Here is a 21,388-nt window from a genome sequence, read left to right on the forward strand (position 1 = left end):
TTGGTAGTGTATTTATACTAGTGCAATTTAATCGATGTAATCGCTTAAGTCATCTTCGCCTAGATTTTTACGCAAACGTTTTTGCTCAAGGTAGTCTTCCAACTTTTTCTTAACCTTTTGCTTGTTTTTATCGTGTTGATTTCGACCGACCATTTCGTATTCGTCTTCAACAAAATCATCATCTAGCGCATCGTAACTAAATGTCTTACCCACAACCCACTCCATAAAGTGTTTGAGACCAATTACGCTTTAATTAATGTAATTGGTAAATTAAAAAATTTAACACCAATATGCTGTGCAAATTAGCATCAAAGTAAAGCCACAAAGTTATAGTAAATAGCCTTCATGTCATTAATGTGAATAAATAGCGCTAAATTGCAATTGTGGAAAGTGAGAGTTTTTTATCGTATCGATAAATTTTTTTTATAAATTTATATTCGTTGGTTAAATTCGCCAAAATATAGCCTAATAATAAAAACAAAACAGACCATCAACCCCAACAAAAAATATAAACTATTGCTTTTGTTAATAAAAAAATAGTGGCACCAAACTTGTTATTAGTTATTTGTTATCAACAAAAAATAGAGTCATCAAATGAAAAAATTACTATTAGTTAGCGCATTAATCTGTACACCTGTTGCTATGGCACACAACGACAGCGATTCAACAATTTCATTTAGCAACGATCAATGCGATGTGGAGTTTAAAAATGATGTTCGCATTAAGCCAAACGAACTAGAAATTTTTACAGCACAAAATCAAGCTATGCAATTTAACAATAACGGCGATTTAATGGTAAATGGTGAGTTTGTTGCACTTAATAACTCACAGCGCCAAGCACTTACTCAATACTCTGATAGCTTACGCACACAGTTACCGGAAGTCGCTAATATTGCATTAGACGGTGTAAAAATTGCCGGTGTCGCTTTAGAAGAAGTAGGCAATGCGTTTAACATTAACGGCTTAGACGATATGTCGTCGTTAATGGACGATATACGCTTGGAAGTAGAAAACACGTTTTATCAAGAAGGCACCTTTGTTATGGGCCAGCAAAGTTTTAACCAATTTGGTGAAAACTTTGAACACCAGTTTGAAAAACAAATAGAAACTGCCGTTGAATCAGCAGTAATGCAATCTATGGGCAGTATATTGGTCGCGCTTGGATCTGAATTATTAGGTTCGGGTGGTGATATGGATGCATTTGAAGAGCGCATGGAAAACATGGGCGCACAAATTGAAGAAAAAGTAGAGTTACACGCAAACAATTTAGAGCAACGCGCTAATTCACTGTGCGGTAATTTTGCTGAAATTGCAAAACAAGAAGAGCAGCTAGTAACGTTAGTTCCTGAGCTAGAAGGTTATCAATTATTTACCTTTAAACACGTTAAATAACCCGCACTTTATTCACCCTATTTAACATCCCTTCAGCAGCATTTTATTTTATTGAATGCTGCTTTTTTGTATCTGCTTTCTCTCTTTTCCCTCGTTTATGTTGTTCGGCTCAGATTACGGGGCATTGGTCTGGTTAGCACTTGCCTTAGTAAACAGCTTTGTGGCTTTATACAGATACAGACTTCGTTCACCCTTTTACCTATTTAAATAATAAGTATAAAAACAGCGTCATTACGTTAGCTTTCTCACTTTTAACGTTTTTATAGACTTAAATTTAGCTCATACGCCTTACTCTGTTTTTGATAACACTAGCGCTTTAACCACCCAATTTAGAGTCGCTGCGCAAGGCTAAAGTATTCAGTAAACGATTAGCTCTTAAATTAATGCCCTTAGCAAAAAGCTGAGCGGCTCCATCCCCAGTTAGACACGTTTAAACGTAACTAACACTAAAGCGCCTACCTTAAAGTAGGCGCTTTTTATTTACTAAAAGCCCCAACATTGAAAAATCATATTATTAGGTCAATTAATATTTTAAATATTAAATTAATAACGATTTTTTATTGCACTGAACACTCCTATCAAGCGCCATGAAAAATGCTATAAACATTACAAGTAAAAACCAAAATAAAATAATCTGAATAATTACCCAATAAAAATAATGGAATATGCATAAATAAAAAGCGAAATAAAAAATAACCTTTATTTAGCAATAACTTAAATAAAATATAAACAATATAAAAATCAAAAAATAGAAAAAGCACAATTAAACATTTAGTTAACAAACGTCAATTCAGATAAATATAACTAATGTCTCACATGTAATTTTTATCGTTTTATTTCTGTACGTTTCGCATGCAAAATGCGCATGTTTTCAACAAACCTAAACCCGGAGCCAAGTGATGAACCCTATAAATACATTAAACCAAACAGCAAACACACAAATTGCAGTTAAACCAACTAACCGAAAAGCAAAAATGCTAGCCAGACTTAATACACTTGGTAAAAAACTAGCACTTGGCGGCGCAGCTCAGTACAAATAATCATCCAACCATGATTATTTTTTGGTGCAGCCAACACCCAACCACTAAAAACCTTTTTTAGCTCCCTTTGTTTGCTGCAACCTCTTTATTTTATTAAAAATAGTATTAATTCCCCTCTATTTACAAAAAAACACGCATTTACGTCTATTTTTTAGGCAAACAAACATTTTGCTATTTACACACCCCCTCCACCTAAGTATTATTCTGCGTCACGGAGAGATGGCAGAGTGGTCGAATGCACCGGTCTTGAAAACCGGCATAGGTTTGTAGCCTATCTAGGGTTCAAATCCCTATCTCTCCACCATATTTTAGTTGGTGGTTTTTTAATATCATTAACACAACCGGTTATGCGTTGGAGAGGTGTCCGAGTGGCCGAAGGAGCTCCCCTGCTAAGGGAGTATAGAGTTTGTAGCTCTATCGAGGGTTCGAATCCCTCCCTCTCCACCATATACTAGATATAAACCACTTAATTGTGGTTTTTTTGTGCCTGAATTTTAACTCCGTTAACAACGGGGAGGGTGAGAACCCTCGACAGGGTTCGATAAAATGTCTGGAACAGTTTAGGCCGCTGCAAGCGTCGCGTAGCGGCTGATTACATGGATTTAAGCAAGTCTATCCCTCCCTCTCTACCGTATACTAGATTTAAACCACTTAATTGTGGTTTTTTATGACTAAAATTTATTAAAATTAAACAAATTGTAACCCGTTATAACTTAGTGCATTATTAATAAAACTATAGCCACTTCAGGTTTCGCTATGAACCGATTCATATTGTTAATTACATGCACAGCGCTACCTTTTTTTTCCTCTGCCCAAAATACAACAGTATACAAGTGTGTAATTAAAGGCGTGCCGACCTTTAGTCAAACACCGTGCGCAAAAAATGCGGAAGTTATCACTGTAAAAGAAACAAACATTATTGAAGCCTACAAAAGCAGTACGCCAAGTAACAATATTACAGACTCTTCAGTAGATAACTTTTTAGAAGTTCAGCAAATAGAGCGTGAAATAAGCAAACTACAATTAACGCTTAAACAAACAGAAAAAGCCTATCAAGAGCAAGTACAGCAAGCCAGCTATGTAACACAAGATCAAGCTAACCGTTTAGGCGCTTCTTCTATTGCTGACGCCATTGCAAAAAAAACCGCACCAATTACTAGTGCCTATGAGTCAAAAGTCACGCGTACACAACAACAAATAGACGCTTTGCGTCAACGCAAGCAGTTACTTAGTCAAATTCCTTAAGGGCTTGCTTTATGATTTTGATCAGCGCGTTAATATCTTCTTTAGTTGTATAAATATGCGGTGAAACTCGCACTCCGTATTTGCGCTCATCAACGCTAATGTTTGCTTTGCTTAGCGCGGTTAATACCTGCAGCTGTTTTTTATCAAAAAACAAAATAACTGTTCCACTGCATTGGCTGCTATGTAATGGCGATACAACAAATTCACTTAAATGCTGATGAATATCCGAAATCATCGCTAGATTGTGCCTTCTTACCTTGTTCGCTGTTAGCTCTGCAAAATAAGAAATACTATGGGCAGCAATTACATAAGGCGCAACAGAGGGTGTTCCCCCCCAGAATCGAAGTGCGCTATGGTGATAAGTAAAATTATTAATATTAAACTCAAAGGGGTTTTCGTGAGAAAACCACCCTACATCTTTAGGTTTACACTGCGCTAGTTGGTCTTTATTAATCCATAAATAAGCAGCACCGGGTCCACCACACAACCACTTAACACTCGATCCAATCATGAAATCGGCATCAAGTGTCGTTAAATCCACAGGCAACACTCCAGCAGATTGCGCCATATCAATTATTGAAAGACTATTAGTAATCTTACTGCGCAATACAATATCGTTTATCGGTGCTTGCACCCCCGTATTTGAATAAACATGGCTTACAAAAACCATATCTATATCGCAAGTTAAATAACGCTCCCATACAGATAGTTCGCTTAGGTTTTCCTCTTCGGGAATAAACACAATTTGCGCACAAGACGGTAGCGCCTTTTGCATGGCAAACCCCATACTCGGAAAGTCACTTTGCGCCATAAGAACTTTGCAGTGCTCTCGTTGTAATTGAGGATGCGACATCACTAACTTAGTTAATCCGCTTGATAAATTAACCTGTGGGCAAAACTGTGAGCTTGGTGAATTAAATAACTTACCTAACGCAGAAGTAAACGCGTCTATTTGAGGTAGCCATTGCTGCCATGGTTCTTTATTTGAATCTTGCCATGGTGATAGGTAATGTTCTGCAAAATGCCGTTCCATACTTTTTAGCGGCCTACCGACAGAGTGGCTTAATAAATAACTCCCTTCAGCTATGCAAAAATCATCTTTAAACATATTACTTTACCCACTCTTTTAATAAGTTAAGATCGTCAAATCGCGTTTTTATATCGTCTCTTTTTGCTGCTGCGCGCCTGTCTCTTAATTTTTCAAGCGAATCTAACAATACATTCAATGGTGGCCCACTTGCCGTAACTTTACTTAAATGCTGTTCTTGCATTCGCTTAGATGGTTGCGCAATAAACTTTTCTACCAGTTGGTTATGATGACCGATAGCGGTGTCACCATGAAGCTTACATACCTGTATAAAAAGCTGCGCATGATGCTTAAACCAGTGAGCGCTTTTGCTTTTATGAGCATGCAAAAAATCATCCATAAAACTTTGAATACGCATAGATTCTCTTAATATTTGCTGATCTTCTGGCATCATATATAAAAACTTGTCCACCAGCATTTGTGAGTAACTGGGCTCATTTGCACTGCATAGGCCAAGTAACATATCAATGACGTTAATTCCGGCAAAATCGCCTGCGTTTGCACCTCGATAAACCTCTTTGCCCACTCTATATGGTTTGTAATAAGGGCGAACACAATTAAAAAAGCGATCGGTATCAAGCTGTTTGTATAACGCACTATTTGATTCAATCACATTCATGAGCGCATCTTTTGCAACATTAAGTAATTCACCACATAAAGGGTGTGATATGCCAAGCGGAACTATTTTTAACAAAGCATCACTAGCTCGCTTGTACGCCAAAATACCTTGGGTGTTATAGTCTAAAAAGAGTTTTTCATCAGGTAATTGAGTAAAGCGTTTATAGTTGCCGTTAACAGCTTTATTGTGGGTAGTTAAATGCGCTGTAGCAAACCGAGGGGTTACACCAATCGACGCACCAACATGCATTGCCAATGCCGATGCCTCTACCAGGGGTGATGTAGTTTCTCTGCTAGGTTCTGTTATCTCATGGCGACGACATGCAGCCATAAATAAGCCAACATTGCCCAATAAATCAAATGCACGATCGAACCCTTGATCGGTATTTCCCTCTGCTAGTAAATGTGAAATTAGCGCATTACCTTGATTTTTTAGCTGCAACTTTAACGCTTCGCCAACACCTTCAACATGTGCTTTATCGGTTTGCTGCCAATAAAGATGCTCTAGCTCAGTGTTTATTTCTACAAACTCAGTTCTTATCCAATCATCAAATATAGCCGTATGTGTATTCATTATTATGCTCTTTTATTTTTATGACTAAATGCTAACAGAGTCGTGTGAGCGTAAATCGTCAAAAAAATGTATAAAAAAGCCTATACTTAGGGGAAATCACTAAAAAAATAAAAGTAGTTACCAAAATATGTTAGATAAAAAAGATCAGCAAATACTTACTACCTTGCAAGCAAATGCCAGAATATCGGTGTCTGACCTCGCAAATACAATTAGCCTATCTGATACTCCCTGTTTAAGACGGATTAAAAAACTAGAAAAAGAACATATTATTACGGGCTATCACGCTGCAATTAATCCTAAAGCGCTTGATCTCAATGTATTGGTATATGCTTTTATTAGGTTAAATCAAAATTCAGTTAGCGCGGCAGATCAATTTGAACAATCCGTAGAAAAACTTTCTCATGTATTAGAGTGCAGTGTAATATCAGGTAGTTATGATTATTTATTGAAAATTATTGCCAACGATCTTGAAAGCTATGAACAATTTGTAAAGCATCAATTAGGTGGCTTAAGTTGTATCGCTAACATAGAGTCAACGGTGGTACTTAAGCAATCATTTACTAAAAAGCAGCTTCCGTTGTAATAGTGCTGCAAATAAAGTGTTGTTAGCTATACTAATATTTTAAAAACCTAAACATAAATATATGGATATTATGTGAAAATATTCACCTCAACTTTTCAATCAATTATTTTCTACATACTATTTGCCCTAGCATACTATTTACTGGGTATTGGCCTTACTGCGTTTGCATTTAATTCGCAAATAGTACCTATTTGGTTACCCGCGGGGGTTGCTTTAATTGGCTGTTATATTTGGTGGTGGCGCTTTATTCCCCCTTTATTCGCTGCAGCAATTGCATTTAACTTAAATATATTCGATAACTCAGCTCATGAAGTAATGCTGGTCGGCAATACGTTTACTCAGGCCATTTACATTGCCTTTGGCGTTATTATCCAGGCTATGGTAGGTGCTGCATTACTTAGGTATTGGTTGGGAAATCCGCTTTATTTTCGTAAACGAAAAAACATTGCTTATTTTATTGCTGTAGTTGCTGTTTTAGTAAGCTTACTATCATCGAATATTGGTGTATTTGCGTTAAGTAACTTTAACCCACTTTATAGTATTGAGGACCATTGGCTTCATGTTATTTATTGGTGGTTAGGAGATATATTAGGGGTACTTATTGCCTCACCTTTTTTGTTGTCGTTACTGCCCAAAGCACCAGGACAACGTAGAGTTTTAGCCTTTGAAACCATTGCAGTTTGCTCCATTTTATTTATATCTGTGGCGCTTACAGCACAAATTTACGAACGCGAAAACAGCAAAAATACCATTAAAATTGCAGAGCGAGAAGTTGAAGTTATTGAAAACAGTTTATACCGATATATAAATCAAAGTATTATCGCCGTGCAAAGCTTAGCAAGCCAAGTACAATCATCATCTGAGTTTAATGAGCAAGACTTTTACGCTTCAGCAAATAAACTACTTGAAAAACATTCATTTATTAAAGCATTGTCTTGGAATGTACAAATAACACAAGCGCAGCGTCAAGCACTCAGCGATACAATGTCAAAAATTTATCGGAAAAATATAAACATTGTTGGTGATCCGCTCGAAGATGATGACCCTCTAGTGGTCGTTAAATACATAGCACCTTTAAAAAGTAACCAAAAGGCGGTTGGCTTTAATGTATATTCAAACCCAGATCGAAAAGCATCTTTGCAAAATCCAGCTATTAAGTATTTGCCTATCAGCACTAAAATCATTCAATTAGTCCAAACAAAAACGCCAACACCCGCCTACCTATTATTTGCGCCTGTCTATGGTCAAAATGAAAATATAACGGGTTATGCCACCGGTGTATTTTTGGCGCATAAAATTATTGAACAAGCTATTACACAACAGCAATCTGAAATGTTTTCTATTGATGTGTTTGAATATGACAACAAACCCGCCTTTTACAGTAACGACTCTCAAAACTTTGAGCAAGCAACCCAGAGCCAGTTAATGTCATTCAATATTAATTTTGGTGGGCAACAATGGGTCATAAAATTAGCACTTAAAGAAAACTACGTTTCTCAGCAAAACATTGAAATGTCTTTATTTTTACTTATGCTACAAACCGCTGTGTGTTTACTTATTATTGTAGTATTAATGCTATTTAACCAGCAGCAACTAGAGCTTAGTCGTCAAGTAGCCGAACGAACAAACTCACTGGTAAAAGCTAAAAAGCAGTCTGATTTAGCCAATAGCGCTAAAAGCCAATTTTTGGCTAATATGAGTCACGAAATTCGCACTCCATTGAATGCCATTATTGGCCTATCGTCACTTGCCAAAAAAGATGATGATGCTGAAAAGCTACACAACTATCTCGAAAAAATTTACTCATCTTCAAATAGCTTGTTAAATTTAATAAACGACGTGCTTGATATCTCTAAAATCGAGTCACAACATTTAATACTTGAGTCGATTGCGTTTGACCCAAAAGCCCTTATAAAACGCATAGACACTATGTTTGAGCAGAGCGCGGAAAATAAGAATATTAAATGGATGATCAAGTGTAACTTACCAGTAGATACTTGGTTTGTAGGTGATGCAATGCGCATTGAGCAAATACTACTGAACTTGTGTAGTAACGCGATTAAATTTACTAATGACGGAAGCGTCACCCTCGATATAGACACTGAGTTTGTATCTATTAACAAAGTGAAGTTAAGCATAAAAGTAACCGATACTGGCATAGGCATTGAAAAAAGCCAACATAACACCTTATTTAACGCATTTACCCAAGCCGATAGTTCAACTTCTCGTAAATTTGGAGGGACTGGCCTTGGTTTAACAATAGCTAAGGAGTTATGCCAACTAATGGGAGGAACGCTCAATTTACAAAGTGATTTGGGTAAAGGCTCAACCTTTAGCTTTACCGTAAACTTAAACACCACAGAGCCCGAGTTAAAACCCAACGTTATATCAAAAGATATTAATATTGCCTCTTTAAATATATTGGTAGCAGAAGATAACCCCGTCAATCAAATGGTGATAAAAGCGATGTTAGGGTCATTAGGCATTGTTCCACACTTGGTTGAAAATGGGGAAGAAGCAATTGAAATGATAAAAAAACAAGCATTTGATCTTGTGTTAATGGACTGTCAGATGCCGGTGATGGATGGCTACAAAGCAACTGAGTTAGTGCGCGAGTTTAAATCACAACAAGAGCTTCCTATTATTGCGTTAACCGCTGACGCCATGCCAGAAGATAAAATTAAAGCTAAAAGAGTGGGCTTTAATGAACATTTAGCAAAACCTGTAGAGCTTACAAAACTAACCGAGTGTTTAAACCAGTTTGTAAAAGTAGGCACTAAATAATGTTAATCAACTCTTGCATGGCTTTAAATTGACTTGTCACTTAGCGTAATAAACAGTTAAATCTACGTATACCCAATATAATTAAAATCTGTGTGCGTAATTAAAAATTACGTGTATGTAAAAGGTCAGATGTTATGCACAGTTTTTCTCATCGATGGTTTAAAAAAATTACTGAAATAGAGCAAGCGCAGTGGCATGCTTTTTTTGGTGATGAACCTTTTACTCAACATGCCTTTTTATACGCCTTAGAACAAAGCCAATGTGTAACACCGCAAAGTGGTTGGCAGCCCTATCATTTAGCTGTTTATGAAGAGAGTAAGTTAATAGCGCTTGCACCAGGTTATTTAAAAAGCCACTCATACGGTGAATACGTATTTGATTGGGCATGGGCTGAAGCATACGAAAAAAATGGTCTTCGCTACTATCCTAAATGGCTCTCAGGCGTGCCATTTAGTCCAATTGAAGGTAAACGTATTGCCATTCATCATACAGACCACATTGCTGTATACAGCTATATTACAGATCAACTCTGCAAACACGGCATTGACCAAGGATGGTCTGGTTGGCATGTTAATTTTTGCGACCAAACACAAGCAAAGTTACTCACTACGCAGCATTCAATGCTAAGAGAGGGTGTTCAATTTCAATGGTTTAATAAAGGTTTTGATACCTTTGATGATTTTTTAACTACGCTAAATTCGCGTAAACGTAGATCGCTAAAAAAGGAACGCGCTAAAATAACACAGCAAAATATCAGTATTGACTGGCTACAAGGTGCAGATATTACACCTGAAACCATGCAGGTGTTCTGCGAGTTTTATCAGCGCACTTACCTGAAGCGCTCAGGGCATCTAGGCTATCTAAATAGCGAATTTTTTACCCTTTTACATGCACTGATGGCATCGCAGTTAGTTATTATGCTTGCCAAAAAAAACGGCGAAGTCGTTGCTGCAACACTTAGTTTAATTGGTGAAAACACGCTTTACGGCAGATACTGGGGGGCAAGCGAAAATATTGACGCCCTTCACTTCGAGCTATGTTATTACCAAGGGATAGAGTTTGCTATTAAACATAAACTCGACTGCTTTCATTCAGGTGCACAAGGGGAACATAAAATTGCGAGGGGCTTTGAGCCCGTCACTACTTACTCTGCCCACCATATTGTTAACAATGATTTTAACAGTGCCATAGAAGACTACTTGTTTCGAGAGCGCCAGCATATTGCACTTTACAAGGCGCAGTGCACTTCATTACTGCCGTTTAAAAATGAGTAATTGATTATTAGCAGGCATAGCATGATCACTTATAAGCTTAAGTCCTACCTGTTGTGCTAAATGCACAACAGCTTCAAAGTCTCTTATGCCGCTCAAAGGATCTCGCTCAGTTAAAAAGGTGCAAAACTCCTGATTACTTTGGCTAGTATATTCACCTTTGTACTTAAAAGGACCATAAATACACACAACGCCTTCATCATTCAAATGGCGTTTAACCCCGTCAAAAAAACGTTCAACTAATGACCAACTTACAATATGAAATGTATTTGCAGTGTATATTGCATCTACTGTATCGATAGGCCATGGCTGGTTTAAATCAAGCTCAATAGGGGGATGTAAATTAGCTAAATCCACCTCACCATGCCATAGCGTAATACCTTCATGATTAATCACGCGGTCACTTGTATACCATTGTAGATAAGGTAATTTTTCAGCAAAAAATACACTGTGCTGGCCAGTTCCAGAACCAATTTCTAGTACTGTTTTAACGTTTATTAACGCGCTGTTTAAATGCTCTAAAATAGGGCCTTTATTGTTTTCACATGCTTGTGAAAATGGCTTTGTCATTGAGTGCACCAAAATTGTGGATATTTGCACAATAGTAAAGCAAATTTGCAATATGTTGTCGTGACTAATTATGCTTTATTTATTAAGTTAAATATAATCATGCGGTTAGATATAACTCGCTTGGTTGGTATGTATTATGCAGCAATATAATTAACCCATTTAAGGGTTAATTAACTAATCACAAAAGGATAAAATTATGCATATGCCTCCCTATACCGCTGTTGACGCAGCAGTAGCTATAACCGAAAAAAGTACCGACGATCACAATGAAACCCTTGATATGAGAGCAACAGTAATTGATTTACTTTCTCACCCTAAACATAATCAAAAGGCGATCACTAAACATGAAACAGACCAGATATTTATTCTCGGCTACAATTAAAATTCACGCCGTAAATAATTTTTATAATAACTATTTACACTGAAACCGATTAAATGCAATGATAACTATTATCATTAGTTGAGTCGGTTTTTTTATGTCTTCAAATCACGCCTTAAATAGCTACCAGCCCACCCTATCATTTAATTGCAAACGACCAGGCCTGCACGCCCCAATGCTCGTTGCTCATTATATAGACGCTGCTCTTAACGTGGCTAAAAACTTTGAACAACTTAATAACCCGCTACTTCAAGAGTATTACCTTAGACGCACACACCATGAAATTATAAATAAAATGTGCGACCCTCTTACCCATAATGCAATTCGCAAACAATGCCTACACCAGCTACACAAACCATTACTTGCATTAAAGCGTTTCTACATAAGCCACAATAGTCGTGCTAAATTTTTATTACTTGAGCGTGAAGCTCGCATTCTTAGTCACGAATTCAACCCTTTTTAAGGAGCAGATCAATGAGCAACTTTAGAACAGAATCAGACAGTATGGGCGAGTTACAAGTACCTGTTAACGCTTTATATCAAGCGCAAACGCAGCGCGCTGTTAATAACTTTGCTATTAGCTCTCTCACTATGCCAGCACAATTTATAAAGGCACTGGCATATATAAAACAAGCTGCAGCACAAAGTAACTATGAGCTAGGGCATCTTAATAAAACCAAGGCAACCGCAATAGAGCTCGCTTGCCAAACGATTATTGATGGTGAGCATTATGACCAGTTTCCTGTTGATGTATTTCAAACAGGTTCAGGAACAAGCTCTAATATGAACGCCAATGAAGTAATCGCAACCCTTGCCAGTACTCAGCAGGATCCTGTACATCCCAATGATGATGTAAATATGGGGCAAAGCTCAAATGATGTAGTCCCTACAGCTATCGCGCTAAGTAGTGCCATAGCCGTAAAACAATCATTACTACCCGCCCTTGAGAAGTTATCGCAACATTTAAAGAATAAAAAGAGCGAGATAGGCGCTATTGTTAAAACGGGTCGCACCCACTTAATGGACGCGATGCCTGTTACATTTGAGCAAACCCTTAATGCATGGCAATCTCAAATTAATCATGCTGCTACGGGCATTGACCGTTCACTCGAACGGGTATGTGAACTTGCACAAGGTGGCACAGCTGTTGGTACGGGTATTAATGCCGACCCAAAGTTTGCTGATGTATTTAGCAAGAACCTGACTAAAAATGTAGGTATACAGTTTTCGCCAAGCAATAATTTTTTTTACAATATTGGTTCGCAAGATGCAATTGTTGCACTATCTGGGCAATTAAAAGTACTCGCTGTAGCACAAATGAAAATAGCGAACGATCTACGCTGGATGAACTCAGGCCCTCTTGCAGGATTAGGCGAAATAGAACTTGAAGCCCTACAACCAGGCTCATCCATTATGCCGGGTAAAGTAAACCCCGTTATACCAGAAGCCGCTGCCATGGTTAGCGCACAAGTGATTGGTAATGACGCCACAATTACTGTTGCAGGCCAATCTGGTAACTTCGAACTAAATGTGATGCTGCCTGTTATTGCCTATAATATTTTGCAAAGCATAGAGCTACTAGCAAACAGCGCCCAAGCTTTAGCAGAAAAAGCCATCGCCACATTTGTCGTCAATCAAGCTAACATTGACCGCGCGCTTGCTAAAAACCCTATTTTGGTAACTGCACTTAATCCGGTGATCGGTTACGAAAAAGCGGCCAAAATAGCGAAGCAAGCCTATAAAGAAGCGCGCCCCATTATAGATGTTGCAGAGCAAGAAACCGATTTACCGCGTAGCGAACTTGAAAAACTGCTTAACCCAACCAAGCTTACACAAGGTGGCCTTTAAACTAGCCCGTATACTTTGGCTTTAATTACTTGATTATATAGTTTTTATTGCCGTTAAAAATGCACCGTGTATGATAGTGATGAATTATTCATCACTATCAAGGTATCTTATGCGCCCTGTATTATTAGCTCTTGTTTTACCCCTTTGTTTAAGTGCGTGTTTAGAAAAAACACCAGCAGAAAAAGAATCAGTAACTACTGCTGAAGTAATAAAACCACAACAACAAACACTAAAAGAAACCACTCAAACAAAAAGTGACGTTGATGCACTTTCAAATACAAGTGTAGAAGCGGTATCAGTTGAAGATATTACATCAGCTAAAGCCCAGTTAAACACGCTTATTGCAAATACAAGCTGCGATACTAGTATGCAATGTAAAGTTATTGCAGTAGGTAGTCGTGCATGCGGTGGCCCTAGTAGCTTTGAAGTTTACTCAACTAAAGCAGCAAGCGACGAGCAAGTAAAAACACTAAGTAAAACAATCACCGAGCTTGAAAGTAATTTTAATGCGCAAAAGGGAATGATGAGTATTTGTCAGCATTTAACAACACCAAGCACTCAGTGCGTTGAAAATAAATGTGTTAAACTTGAAGGCTCAGCGGTAAGTGTATTTTAAGGATAACAATATGAGTGGTTTAACATTGACAGTTAAATTATCAATTTTTAGTGTTGCTGCTAGCATTTTATTACTCAGTGGCTGCTCAACCACAGCACCTGAAAATGGCGCTAAGGGCCAAAGCTTGTCGGCTTTAAATAGTCAACTTGCCAATATAGTTAATAACAACGGCTGTACGGCAAGCTTTCAGTGCAAAGTACTTGAAGTAGGAGCGCGAGCCTGCGGTGGACCGAGTAAATATGCCGTTTATTCAACGCTAAATACTCCACAAGAACAAGCAGAAAGCATTGCGCAGCAAATCACCGAACAAGAAAAAAATCAAAATGAACAGCAATCATTAACTGATTGTTTACCGGTTATTGAAGTACAATCGCTATGTATTAACCAGCAATGCCAATCAATCGATATCAAGTAATGAAGTGTTAAGGGGGATTTCAGCGTTAACTTAAGTACGGAATAAGCGCTGAAATAACCACGACCAACAGCACGCATATCCCTGCTTTAAGTATGTATTTCATTGGCATTGTTTTTAGTATCCAGTACGCATATATAAAACGCACAAAATAACTTGCTGCAGTACCAAATAACGCAAAAATAATTAGGTAAGTAATCAGTATAATATTCAAAGCAGTACTTCTTTATCGTTGTTACCTTTAGTGTAAGGGCTTAATACAAAGAACGCAAAAGCACTGCTTTAGTTAACTTAGACTCTGGTTAATCGCTTTACGAGTACAATGTAAAATAACCTTTTCAAACGTGATATTCTCTAGCCGAAATAATTGCTTGATATAGATTCATTACCCAGAGATCAGGTTAACTATTTTGTTTTTTTAGTATGCGCAATTAAAAGCTCTGCAACTTGTTGCTTTACCGCACGCTTATCTTCACTGGGTACATCAAAACGGCTCGCTAATTGCGCTATCTCATCGTCATTTAAATTGAACGATAAGCGCTGACGCGTTTTTTTTGACTTTACATCTAAGCCTAGTATTTTCCGGATCATATCTGATGGTGTGAGCTCTTGGTCAATTGCTTGCTTTTTTATTTGCTTTTGAACATCGCTACTTAAATCAAATGCCATTTGTGTAGCACGCACGGCCTGCTCTTGGCGTAACCACTTATCTTTAGCATCACTCACTTCGCGTCTCCAGGAAATAAATCCACAATATCGGTAATTGGACGCGTAAGAGTTAATGACACTTCGGTTTCGCCGCCATCCCAAATTTCAATATTTAAACTATGCCCCTCATCAGGTGATGCTAAACATATCATTTCACAGGGCTCACCACCGTCTTGTTCATAGCGCGGTAAGCTTTGACCACGAAAATCTTTGTTATGGAAATAACATACAAATGGAGATTCACTTTGTTGATAGCTCTTCGCCAAAAACTGCATAAAACGCTCGGGGGTATTTTTAACTGCAATATGCGTTAATGACTCTTCATCAAAAATACGAGCAAATTCATCAAGAGTGAAAATATCATCAACTTCATCTCGCTGAACTTTTATCGAAAAATTAGCCCACTGCTCACCGTCTTCTTGTGCAATTTGCAAAAATACGACTTGCCCGCTGTTGGTCTCAAGCACAAACTCAGTGTCACTACTGTGCTGATATTGATAAGTTTGTACATCAATAACACGCAACGTCTGTCCTTTTAACCAAGACGGATAAGCGAACGAATCGATCACTGTGAACATGTCGCCTTTTTTTAACTCACTTGCATGATTAAGCTGACGTTCTGGCTCTTTTTTAGATTTGAAAAAATTAAACATAATGAAGCATCCCTTAAGCAAAAAAGGTAACTAAGCACAGCTTAATTACCTTTCATTTATAATGTACGTACTATTAGCCGTTTTGCTTAGCTTTAATACGCGCTAAAATGTCAGCACTTTTTGGACTGGTGTCACCAATACCCGCTTCAGCCATTTTAGCTTTTAAATCGTCGCCATTCACTTCCGACTCAAGCTCTTTTGCAGCACCTAACTGGTCACTACGATCTTGTTGGCGTTGCTTAATACGCTCAAGTGATTGTCGAGCTGAGGTCATCGACGAGCTATTGGTATTAAGTGTACTGTTAACAGCCATTGTTGCTTGCTGTACGCTCTCAGTGGTTTTCACCATAGTAAGTTGGCGTTGGTTTTCTTTAATCGACTTTTCAGCATCTTTAACTTGCTGCTTAAGTGTCACAATGTGATTGCTAAAGCCCGCTAAAACTTGCTCATTTTCTGCCTTTTCAGCTTCAAAATCACCAATTTTTTCAGCAATTTCTAATGCTAAAGCTTCATTGCCTTTTTCAAGTGCTTGGCCTGCATAAGCCTCGTGCTCGGCAATTGATGCATCTACTGCGCTAATTTTACGCTTAGTCTGCATTTCTTTAGCCATTACTTCTGTCAGGCTCTTTTTAGCACGGTGAAGTGCATTTTGTGCATCCGCAATTTCTTGTTCAAAAATACGGATACCATTTGCATCTACAATTGCTTCGCCTGCTTCACGTGCACCGCCACGTACAGCTGTAAATAATTTTTTTAATATACTCATAATCTTAACTCCACTAACTAGTTACTAATCGTTTAAATACAAGGTCACGGCTTCTAGTGCGTCAATAGCGTTATCAGCTAATGTCACTAGTTCGTGGGTAACGTCATCTAATGATGAATTTACCGACAGTGCACCAAAAATCGCGTATTTATTATCGATTTTAGCAAATGCACTTAGTGGAATCGGCACGTTTAAACGTAGTAATGTTTCGTTTAACTCGTTGCGTAATTCACTCTTTACTTCGTCTTCGCCAAACAAGTAGCTAATACATAACAACTGCTCTTGAGTTTGCGTAACAAAAATTGGAAGTTCATCATTTCCATCAACAATGACTTGTAAAACATCTTGCTCACCTGGATTGGCAATCAAGAAAGACTCAAAGTTAGCACCTTCAGTTTCAAAAGAAGCTAATTTTATTGAAAGTTCGTTTAGTTCCATGTCTCTGCCTTTGTGTTGTTTGACATATTATGTCTGAGTTAAGATTCGCACGGGAGACATATTATGTCAACCATGTTTTGTTAGTTTTTATACAGTTCACTTTCTATTTGCCATGCTGATCGGTAATAATCATAAAGCTGACCAGACCCTAACCTATTGACCTCAATCTCTTTTATTTGTTCAAAGTACTGATTAGGGAATGCAAAACTTGCAAGTAAATATTTTTTACTTATCCATCGTGACGATACCGGCAAAATGTCTATATTATTTATTCTTGCACTTGCTGGTTGACCCATTTTTGTAGCAATTGTCCATCCCCACTGGCCAAACGATGGAATATTTTGTTGATATTGCTCCACGTAATCAAACCCAGCCGCCTTTACCGTTTTGGCAATACTTAAGAACGCCTTTTTTGCATGATACGGCGACGTTGATTGCACGGCCATAGCCCCATCAGGAGCCAGTAACTGACGTACGTGATTATAAAAATAATCGCTGTAAAGCTTATTCAAGTCTGGGTGATTTGGATCAGGTAAATCAATAATAACAGTATCAAACTGTTTATTTTGATCGAGTAACTTTTCCACTTCTAAAAAGGCATCACCTACAATAACTTTTGCTCTGGGGTCTTTCATTGAGTCGTTATTAAGGTTTACCAGCCGCTGCGTAATAGCCGCTGGTGAGTGAAACTTATTATCTTCATGACCAAATAAATCAAGTAGTTGTCCATCTAAATCAATTAGAGTGACTTCGTTTACTGACCATTTTAAAACATCCCTGAGTGCTAAACCGTCCCCCCCGCCAATAATCAACACCTTATCGTGACGGTTAGAGGCAAGCATAGCCGGATAAACGAGCATTGAATGGTATATTTGTTCATCAACACTAGAGAACTGTAAGCGACCATTTAAGTACAGGTCGGTAATAGGTTGCGCTTGGTTTTTGCTTAGCCTCTCGGTTAAAACAACATGTTGATATTTAGTCGCTTGAGAATAAATAACCTTATCTTTGTACAACACGTTACTTAGGCTATTCATCCAGCTACTACCGAGTACTAAAATAAAGCCAAACAACACCAGTAGTAAAATATGGCAAACCAATAAGGCTTTAGCAAAACGTACATGGGCATGGTAACGCCATAAAAAGGCAAGACCTGCAATAATATTAAACAAAGCAGTCCATGCGGCGGCTTGCATTATCGGCATAGCAAGCATTATGCTCACCCAAATTGCTGCGCCAATACCTGCACCAATATAGTCTGCACCATAAATTGTACCCGCGTTATTTTCTAAGAATCGGCCATACACATGCTGACGAATACGCGCTATAAGCGGTATTTCCATGCCAATAAATAATCCTAAAATTAAGCCAAATACATAAGGCAAAAAGCGCGACCATTCTTGCAGCTTTTGAAATACGTAACCATTGAGCACAACATCAGGGGGCAGATTAAAAATACTTGAAAATAGATGAGGAAGTGAATAACTAACCGCAATGACACTGGCTATCGCTAAAATACAGCCCATACCAATCAAAGCAATTATGCTTTCTAACCAAGCAAATGCGGTAAAGGCATCTTTAAACCAACGCGCTAAAAATGCCCCTAACCCCATGGCAACTATCATGGTACCAATCATAGCGTAAATAGCACTTTCTACAGAGCCTAATACTCGACCAGCGTAATGAGAGAGTAAGTATTCATAAATAAGACCGCACCCAGCGAGCACGGCCATTACAGTAATAAGTAATATATCATGCCCAAGTAAGCGTGACTTACTTGGGCTTTGGGTTGTAGTTGACACTGATTATGCGCCTAATAAAGTTGCCATTGTGATGCCTACAGCAAACGACACAGCTGCAGAAATAGCTGCTACACCCACATTTTTTTGACGGTTAACTTCATCAGAAATATCACAGCCCGATAAAATTATTTTAATAGTCACCAAGTGCAGAATAATAAACGCAACCAAGCTCACAATTGCACTAACAGCCCAATACAATAAACTAGCATTAATATTATCAGCAGCGTAAGGAGCAATACCCGTCGCAGCTGTGATAGCTAATGCACTTCCCACTAAATAGCCAGCGTAACGAATGCCAACGGCTAAGTTATCATCAATGATAGCTTGTTGAAGACAATCGCCATTTTTATTGGTTCGCTTGAATAACATAACTCTGTATTGGCTCACAAACAATAATACAATACTGCCAATAACAAATGCTGCAATAACAACAGGTAAACCATGCCATCCTTCTGTAGCAACCCACAGCAATGCAGAGCGTATAACCACTGCAACACTGACTACGTGGCCAAAATCAATAATTGACGCAGTAACATTACCTTTGACTATTTCATCGTGCAGACTTACTTTACGCAGCGCTACTTTATCTTGAAAGAAGTGACCTAATTTAATTAATACGATAGCAAGCGCGCCATAACCAATCATTTGTAACGCTTCTTGCTGAAGTGTTGCAGCAAACGCCCCGCTACTAACACCCGTTAATACAATTGCAAGCGCAACTAAACCAGCAGCAAAGCTTATTCCGAATGCAAAGTTATCGCGCTCGGTAATTTCATCATTGGCATGTAAATTAGACACCCAGCCTTTAATGTATTTAAGGCTCACAAATAACAACACAATTACAGCGAAGTCGATTGCCAATGCTTGCAGCGACCACATAGTTATTCCATTAAATTCGTACATATTATTATAACTCCAACTTTATTCTTTACTTACCACGGCTCACGCCACGAGAGGTTCTGCTACCACTGTCACGAACCGAACCGGAGCTATTACTATAGCTACTTGATCGCGAGTAACTGCTACGGCTTTTAGGCGGTGTATAACTACTGCGACTCAAACCTGAAGCCCCCGTCTTTTTACTCGCATAAGGGCTTGTGAATTGCTTGCCTTGACGTTGGTATGTTTGACGTGTGCGTGTTTCTAATGCGCTTTGTGTTTTAATTTGTTTAGGGCTTGAGTAGCGGTAACGACCGTAGTCATTGTAATAACTATACTTACGGCGTTTACTCCAGCTTCCATATTCAACCCTGTCAAATACATCACCCAAAATCCGGTACATACCGTACCACTGCCAAAAGCTGATGCCACTGCTATTAGTTTGCCAGTTTCCATAATTAGGGTTACCGACCATTTGGTTGCCTACCCCTTCGCCTTCAGCTTGCTGGCTAATAGCACCAACACGTGCCAATGACCCATTCGACATGTCAGCTAGCATATTTACAGGATCGGTTAACGCATCAGAAAACAGAGTCGGCTTTGCTGCTTCGCGTAAAAGATCGATACTGTGTAAAGTATCTTCATATGGAGGAATTAAGTAGGTACTTTTAATCTCTTTAAGTCGCTGTGATAAGCCACTATAAAGTGCACCTTGGCGTGAGGCATCTAAGGTAATTACATCAACAACATTTGCAAGTTCTGGCTGTTGTTTTTTTAGAAGCGCACCATACTCTTTAAGTAATACAGCATTGCGTATACTGCCATTATCTAGCGCACTACCTAACTGTGATAGCTCAGCATCCGCTTTTTTTATAGACTCTTGGATTGTTTGTTGCAATTGCTCTTCTTTAGATTGACATCCTACAAGCACCGTAAACAAACAAAACAGGCCTATAAGTTTCCAAACTTTACTATTCGACATTCATGTCACCTGATTTACTAAATTAACATCAGTAGTCTTACACAGCTCACTTAGTAAGCCAAGAATGAAATTGCAACAAAATGAGAAGAGATGTAAAGAATAATACGAATAACAAAATACAACAGCTAAATGTAAAAGCTTATGTTCCAAGCACTTGATATAAAACTTAATTTTTACGCTGATTAAAATCTTTGAGGAGTGGATCTTAGCTTGGTGTTTACTTTATCCCAAACAGTAAAAAAAACATCAACTTGCTGTAACGGGTTTCGCTTATTTGAAGTCGGTGCGCTACGCATTAGAATGTCGTGGTGCCCACCGCGGTGGAGAGCCACCGTGAAATGTTGCACTATTATCGGTTAATGTATTGGATAGCCAAAACACTGTTCACACAGAGGCGCTGCGCTTTAGAGAAGAAAATGCTTAATTTTACTTTTCTATAGACGTAAAAAAGCCCAACTCTTTCGAATCGGGCTTTCTTGTATTTGAAGTCGGTGCGCTACGCAGTAGAATGTCCTACTTTCACATAGCAAATGGGATACTATCATTGTGTCGGGGCTCGCCTTCGAGCTGTTTTGTTTGACTACTAAGTTCGACATGCTCTCTTAGCTATTTACTAAACCCCAGATAGCAAAAAACCCGTCACATTGCTGTAACGGGTTTCGCTTATTTGAAGCCTGGTAATGTCCTACTTTCACATAGCAAATGCTACACTATCATCGGCGCTGTTTCGTTTCACTACTG

The 21,388-nt window shown here is 38.4% G+C and carries 23 protein-coding genes and 2 tRNA genes; 13 read left to right on the top strand and 12 right to left on the bottom strand.

Features of this window, described 5'->3' with window-relative positions:
* Positions 1-27: 27 nt before the first annotated feature.
* Entirely contained in the window at positions 28-213 is a 186-nt protein-coding gene (locus KZZ04_RS15960) for a PA3496 family putative envelope integrity protein (RefSeq protein ID WP_010558095.1), read from the bottom strand.
* A 381-nt stretch (positions 214-594) separates the two neighbouring features.
* Here KZZ04_RS15960 and KZZ04_RS15965 point away from each other — a divergent pair, with 381 nt between their 5' ends.
* The 5 genes from KZZ04_RS15965 to KZZ04_RS15985 all read left to right on the top strand — a co-directional run bounded on the left by KZZ04_RS15965 (position 595) and on the right by KZZ04_RS15985 (position 3,677).
* Positions 595-1,392 (top strand): YggN family protein, encoded by a 798-nt coding sequence (locus KZZ04_RS15965; RefSeq protein WP_058404716.1) that lies wholly within the window; start codon positions 595-597, stop codon positions 1,390-1,392.
* An 899-nt stretch (positions 1,393-2,291) separates the two neighbouring features.
* On the top strand, positions 2,292-2,432 hold the full coding sequence (locus KZZ04_RS15970; protein WP_008128321.1) for a hypothetical protein: 141 nt from the start codon (positions 2,292-2,294) through the stop codon (positions 2,430-2,432).
* 213 nt (positions 2,433-2,645) lie between these two features.
* Positions 2,646-2,736, top strand: a tRNA-Ser gene (locus KZZ04_RS15975).
* Positions 2,737-2,786: 50 nt separating this feature from the next.
* Positions 2,787-2,879, top strand: a tRNA-Ser gene (locus KZZ04_RS15980).
* Between the two features lie 309 nt (positions 2,880-3,188).
* On the top strand, positions 3,189-3,677 hold the full coding sequence (locus KZZ04_RS15985) for a DUF4124 domain-containing protein (protein ID WP_058405875.1): 489 nt from the start codon (positions 3,189-3,191) through the stop codon (positions 3,675-3,677).
* Here KZZ04_RS15985 and KZZ04_RS15990 read toward each other — a convergent pair.
* Both KZZ04_RS15990 and KZZ04_RS15995 read right to left on the bottom strand, forming a co-directional pair.
* Positions 3,661-4,785 carry an aminotransferase class V-fold PLP-dependent enzyme gene (locus KZZ04_RS15990; protein ID WP_219423159.1) on the bottom strand — a complete coding sequence of 375 codons (1,125 nt, stop codon included), beginning with the start codon at positions 4,783-4,785 and terminating at the stop codon, positions 3,661-3,663. The genes KZZ04_RS15985 and KZZ04_RS15990 overlap by 17 nt on opposite strands.
* Position 4,786: 1 nt before the next feature.
* Positions 4,787-5,956, bottom strand: a complete 1,170-nt coding sequence (locus tag KZZ04_RS15995; protein ID WP_219423160.1) for a monodechloroaminopyrrolnitrin synthase PrnB family protein — start codon at positions 5,954-5,956, stop codon at positions 4,787-4,789.
* Between the two features lie 127 nt (positions 5,957-6,083).
* Between KZZ04_RS15995 and KZZ04_RS16000 the strand changes: the two genes are divergently transcribed.
* The 3 genes from KZZ04_RS16000 to KZZ04_RS16010 all read left to right on the top strand — a co-directional run bounded on the left by KZZ04_RS16000 (position 6,084) and on the right by KZZ04_RS16010 (position 10,597).
* On the top strand, positions 6,084-6,539 hold the full coding sequence (locus tag KZZ04_RS16000; RefSeq protein ID WP_058552770.1) for an Lrp/AsnC family transcriptional regulator: 456 nt from the start codon (positions 6,084-6,086) through the stop codon (positions 6,537-6,539).
* 72 nt (positions 6,540-6,611) lie between these two features.
* Positions 6,612-9,323, top strand: coding sequence for an ATP-binding protein (locus KZZ04_RS16005; RefSeq protein WP_219423161.1), 2,712 nt, complete (start codon positions 6,612-6,614; stop codon positions 9,321-9,323).
* A gap of 134 nt (positions 9,324-9,457) precedes the next feature.
* Positions 9,458-10,597 (top strand): GNAT family N-acetyltransferase, encoded by a 1,140-nt coding sequence (locus KZZ04_RS16010; RefSeq protein WP_219423162.1) that lies wholly within the window; start codon positions 9,458-9,460, stop codon positions 10,595-10,597.
* Here the strand turns inward: KZZ04_RS16010 and KZZ04_RS16015 are convergent.
* Complete coding sequence (locus tag KZZ04_RS16015; protein ID WP_219423163.1) at positions 10,574-11,164, bottom strand: DUF938 domain-containing protein; 591 nt, start codon at positions 11,162-11,164, stop codon at positions 10,574-10,576. The two genes, KZZ04_RS16010 and KZZ04_RS16015, sit on opposite strands and share 24 nt — an antisense overlap.
* A 196-nt stretch (positions 11,165-11,360) precedes the next feature.
* Between KZZ04_RS16015 and KZZ04_RS16020 the strand changes: the two genes are divergently transcribed.
* The 5 genes from KZZ04_RS16020 to KZZ04_RS16040 all read left to right on the top strand — a co-directional run bounded on the left by KZZ04_RS16020 (position 11,361) and on the right by KZZ04_RS16040 (position 14,422).
* Positions 11,361-11,546 carry a hypothetical protein gene (locus KZZ04_RS16020; protein ID WP_219423164.1) on the top strand — a complete coding sequence of 62 codons (186 nt, stop codon included), beginning with the start codon at positions 11,361-11,363 and terminating at the stop codon, positions 11,544-11,546.
* Between the two features lie 94 nt (positions 11,547-11,640).
* Positions 11,641-12,006 (top strand): hypothetical protein, encoded by a 366-nt coding sequence (locus tag KZZ04_RS16025; protein ID WP_257903645.1) that lies wholly within the window; start codon positions 11,641-11,643, stop codon positions 12,004-12,006.
* A gap of 11 nt (positions 12,007-12,017) precedes the next feature.
* Positions 12,018-13,391 (top strand): lyase family protein, encoded by a 1,374-nt coding sequence (locus KZZ04_RS16030; RefSeq protein WP_219423165.1) that lies wholly within the window; start codon positions 12,018-12,020, stop codon positions 13,389-13,391.
* Positions 13,392-13,500: 109 nt separating this feature from the next.
* Positions 13,501-14,007 carry a hypothetical protein gene (locus tag KZZ04_RS16035; RefSeq protein ID WP_219423166.1) on the top strand — a complete coding sequence of 169 codons (507 nt, stop codon included), beginning with the start codon at positions 13,501-13,503 and terminating at the stop codon, positions 14,005-14,007.
* 10 nt (positions 14,008-14,017) lie between these two features.
* Complete coding sequence (locus KZZ04_RS16040; protein WP_219423167.1) at positions 14,018-14,422, top strand: hypothetical protein; 405 nt, start codon at positions 14,018-14,020, stop codon at positions 14,420-14,422.
* Between the two features lie 25 nt (positions 14,423-14,447).
* Here the strand turns inward: KZZ04_RS16040 and KZZ04_RS16045 are convergent, their stop codons facing one another.
* The 8 genes from KZZ04_RS16045 to KZZ04_RS16080 form a co-directional block, all read right to left on the bottom strand.
* On the bottom strand, positions 14,448-14,633 hold the full coding sequence (locus KZZ04_RS16045; protein WP_058552775.1) for a hypothetical protein: 186 nt from the start codon (positions 14,631-14,633) through the stop codon (positions 14,448-14,450).
* 191 nt (positions 14,634-14,824) lie between these two features.
* Entirely contained in the window at positions 14,825-15,145 is a 321-nt protein-coding gene (locus tag KZZ04_RS16050; RefSeq protein ID WP_058405885.1) for a hypothetical protein, read from the bottom strand.
* Complete coding sequence (locus KZZ04_RS16055; protein ID WP_058552777.1) at positions 15,142-15,780, bottom strand: hypothetical protein; 639 nt, start codon at positions 15,778-15,780, stop codon at positions 15,142-15,144. Before KZZ04_RS16055 ends, KZZ04_RS16050 begins: the two co-directional genes overlap by 4 nt.
* A 73-nt stretch (positions 15,781-15,853) precedes the next feature.
* Complete coding sequence (locus KZZ04_RS16060) at positions 15,854-16,546, bottom strand: PspA/IM30 family protein (RefSeq protein ID WP_006793819.1); 693 nt, start codon at positions 16,544-16,546, stop codon at positions 15,854-15,856.
* 24 nt (positions 16,547-16,570) lie between these two features.
* Positions 16,571-16,984: a YjfI family protein gene (locus KZZ04_RS16065; RefSeq protein WP_006793818.1), complete on the bottom strand. Its 414-nt coding sequence runs from the start codon at positions 16,982-16,984 to the stop codon at positions 16,571-16,573.
* A gap of 80 nt (positions 16,985-17,064) precedes the next feature.
* Positions 17,065-18,786, bottom strand: coding sequence for a polyamine aminopropyltransferase (locus KZZ04_RS16070; protein WP_219423169.1), 1,722 nt, complete (start codon positions 18,784-18,786; stop codon positions 17,065-17,067).
* Positions 18,787-18,789: 3 nt separating this feature from the next.
* Positions 18,790-19,689 carry a DUF350 domain-containing protein gene (locus KZZ04_RS16075; protein WP_219423171.1) on the bottom strand — a complete coding sequence of 300 codons (900 nt, stop codon included), beginning with the start codon at positions 19,687-19,689 and terminating at the stop codon, positions 18,790-18,792.
* A 25-nt stretch (positions 19,690-19,714) separates the two neighbouring features.
* Positions 19,715-20,647 carry a CHAD domain-containing protein gene (locus KZZ04_RS16080; RefSeq protein ID WP_219423173.1) on the bottom strand — a complete coding sequence of 311 codons (933 nt, stop codon included), beginning with the start codon at positions 20,645-20,647 and terminating at the stop codon, positions 19,715-19,717.
* Positions 20,648-21,388: the final 741 nt, after the last annotated feature.

Origin of the sequence: Pseudoalteromonas sp. CR1 (genome assembly GCF_019392235.1) — a bacterium.
Lineage (GTDB): Bacteria > Pseudomonadota > Gammaproteobacteria > Enterobacterales > Alteromonadaceae > Pseudoalteromonas.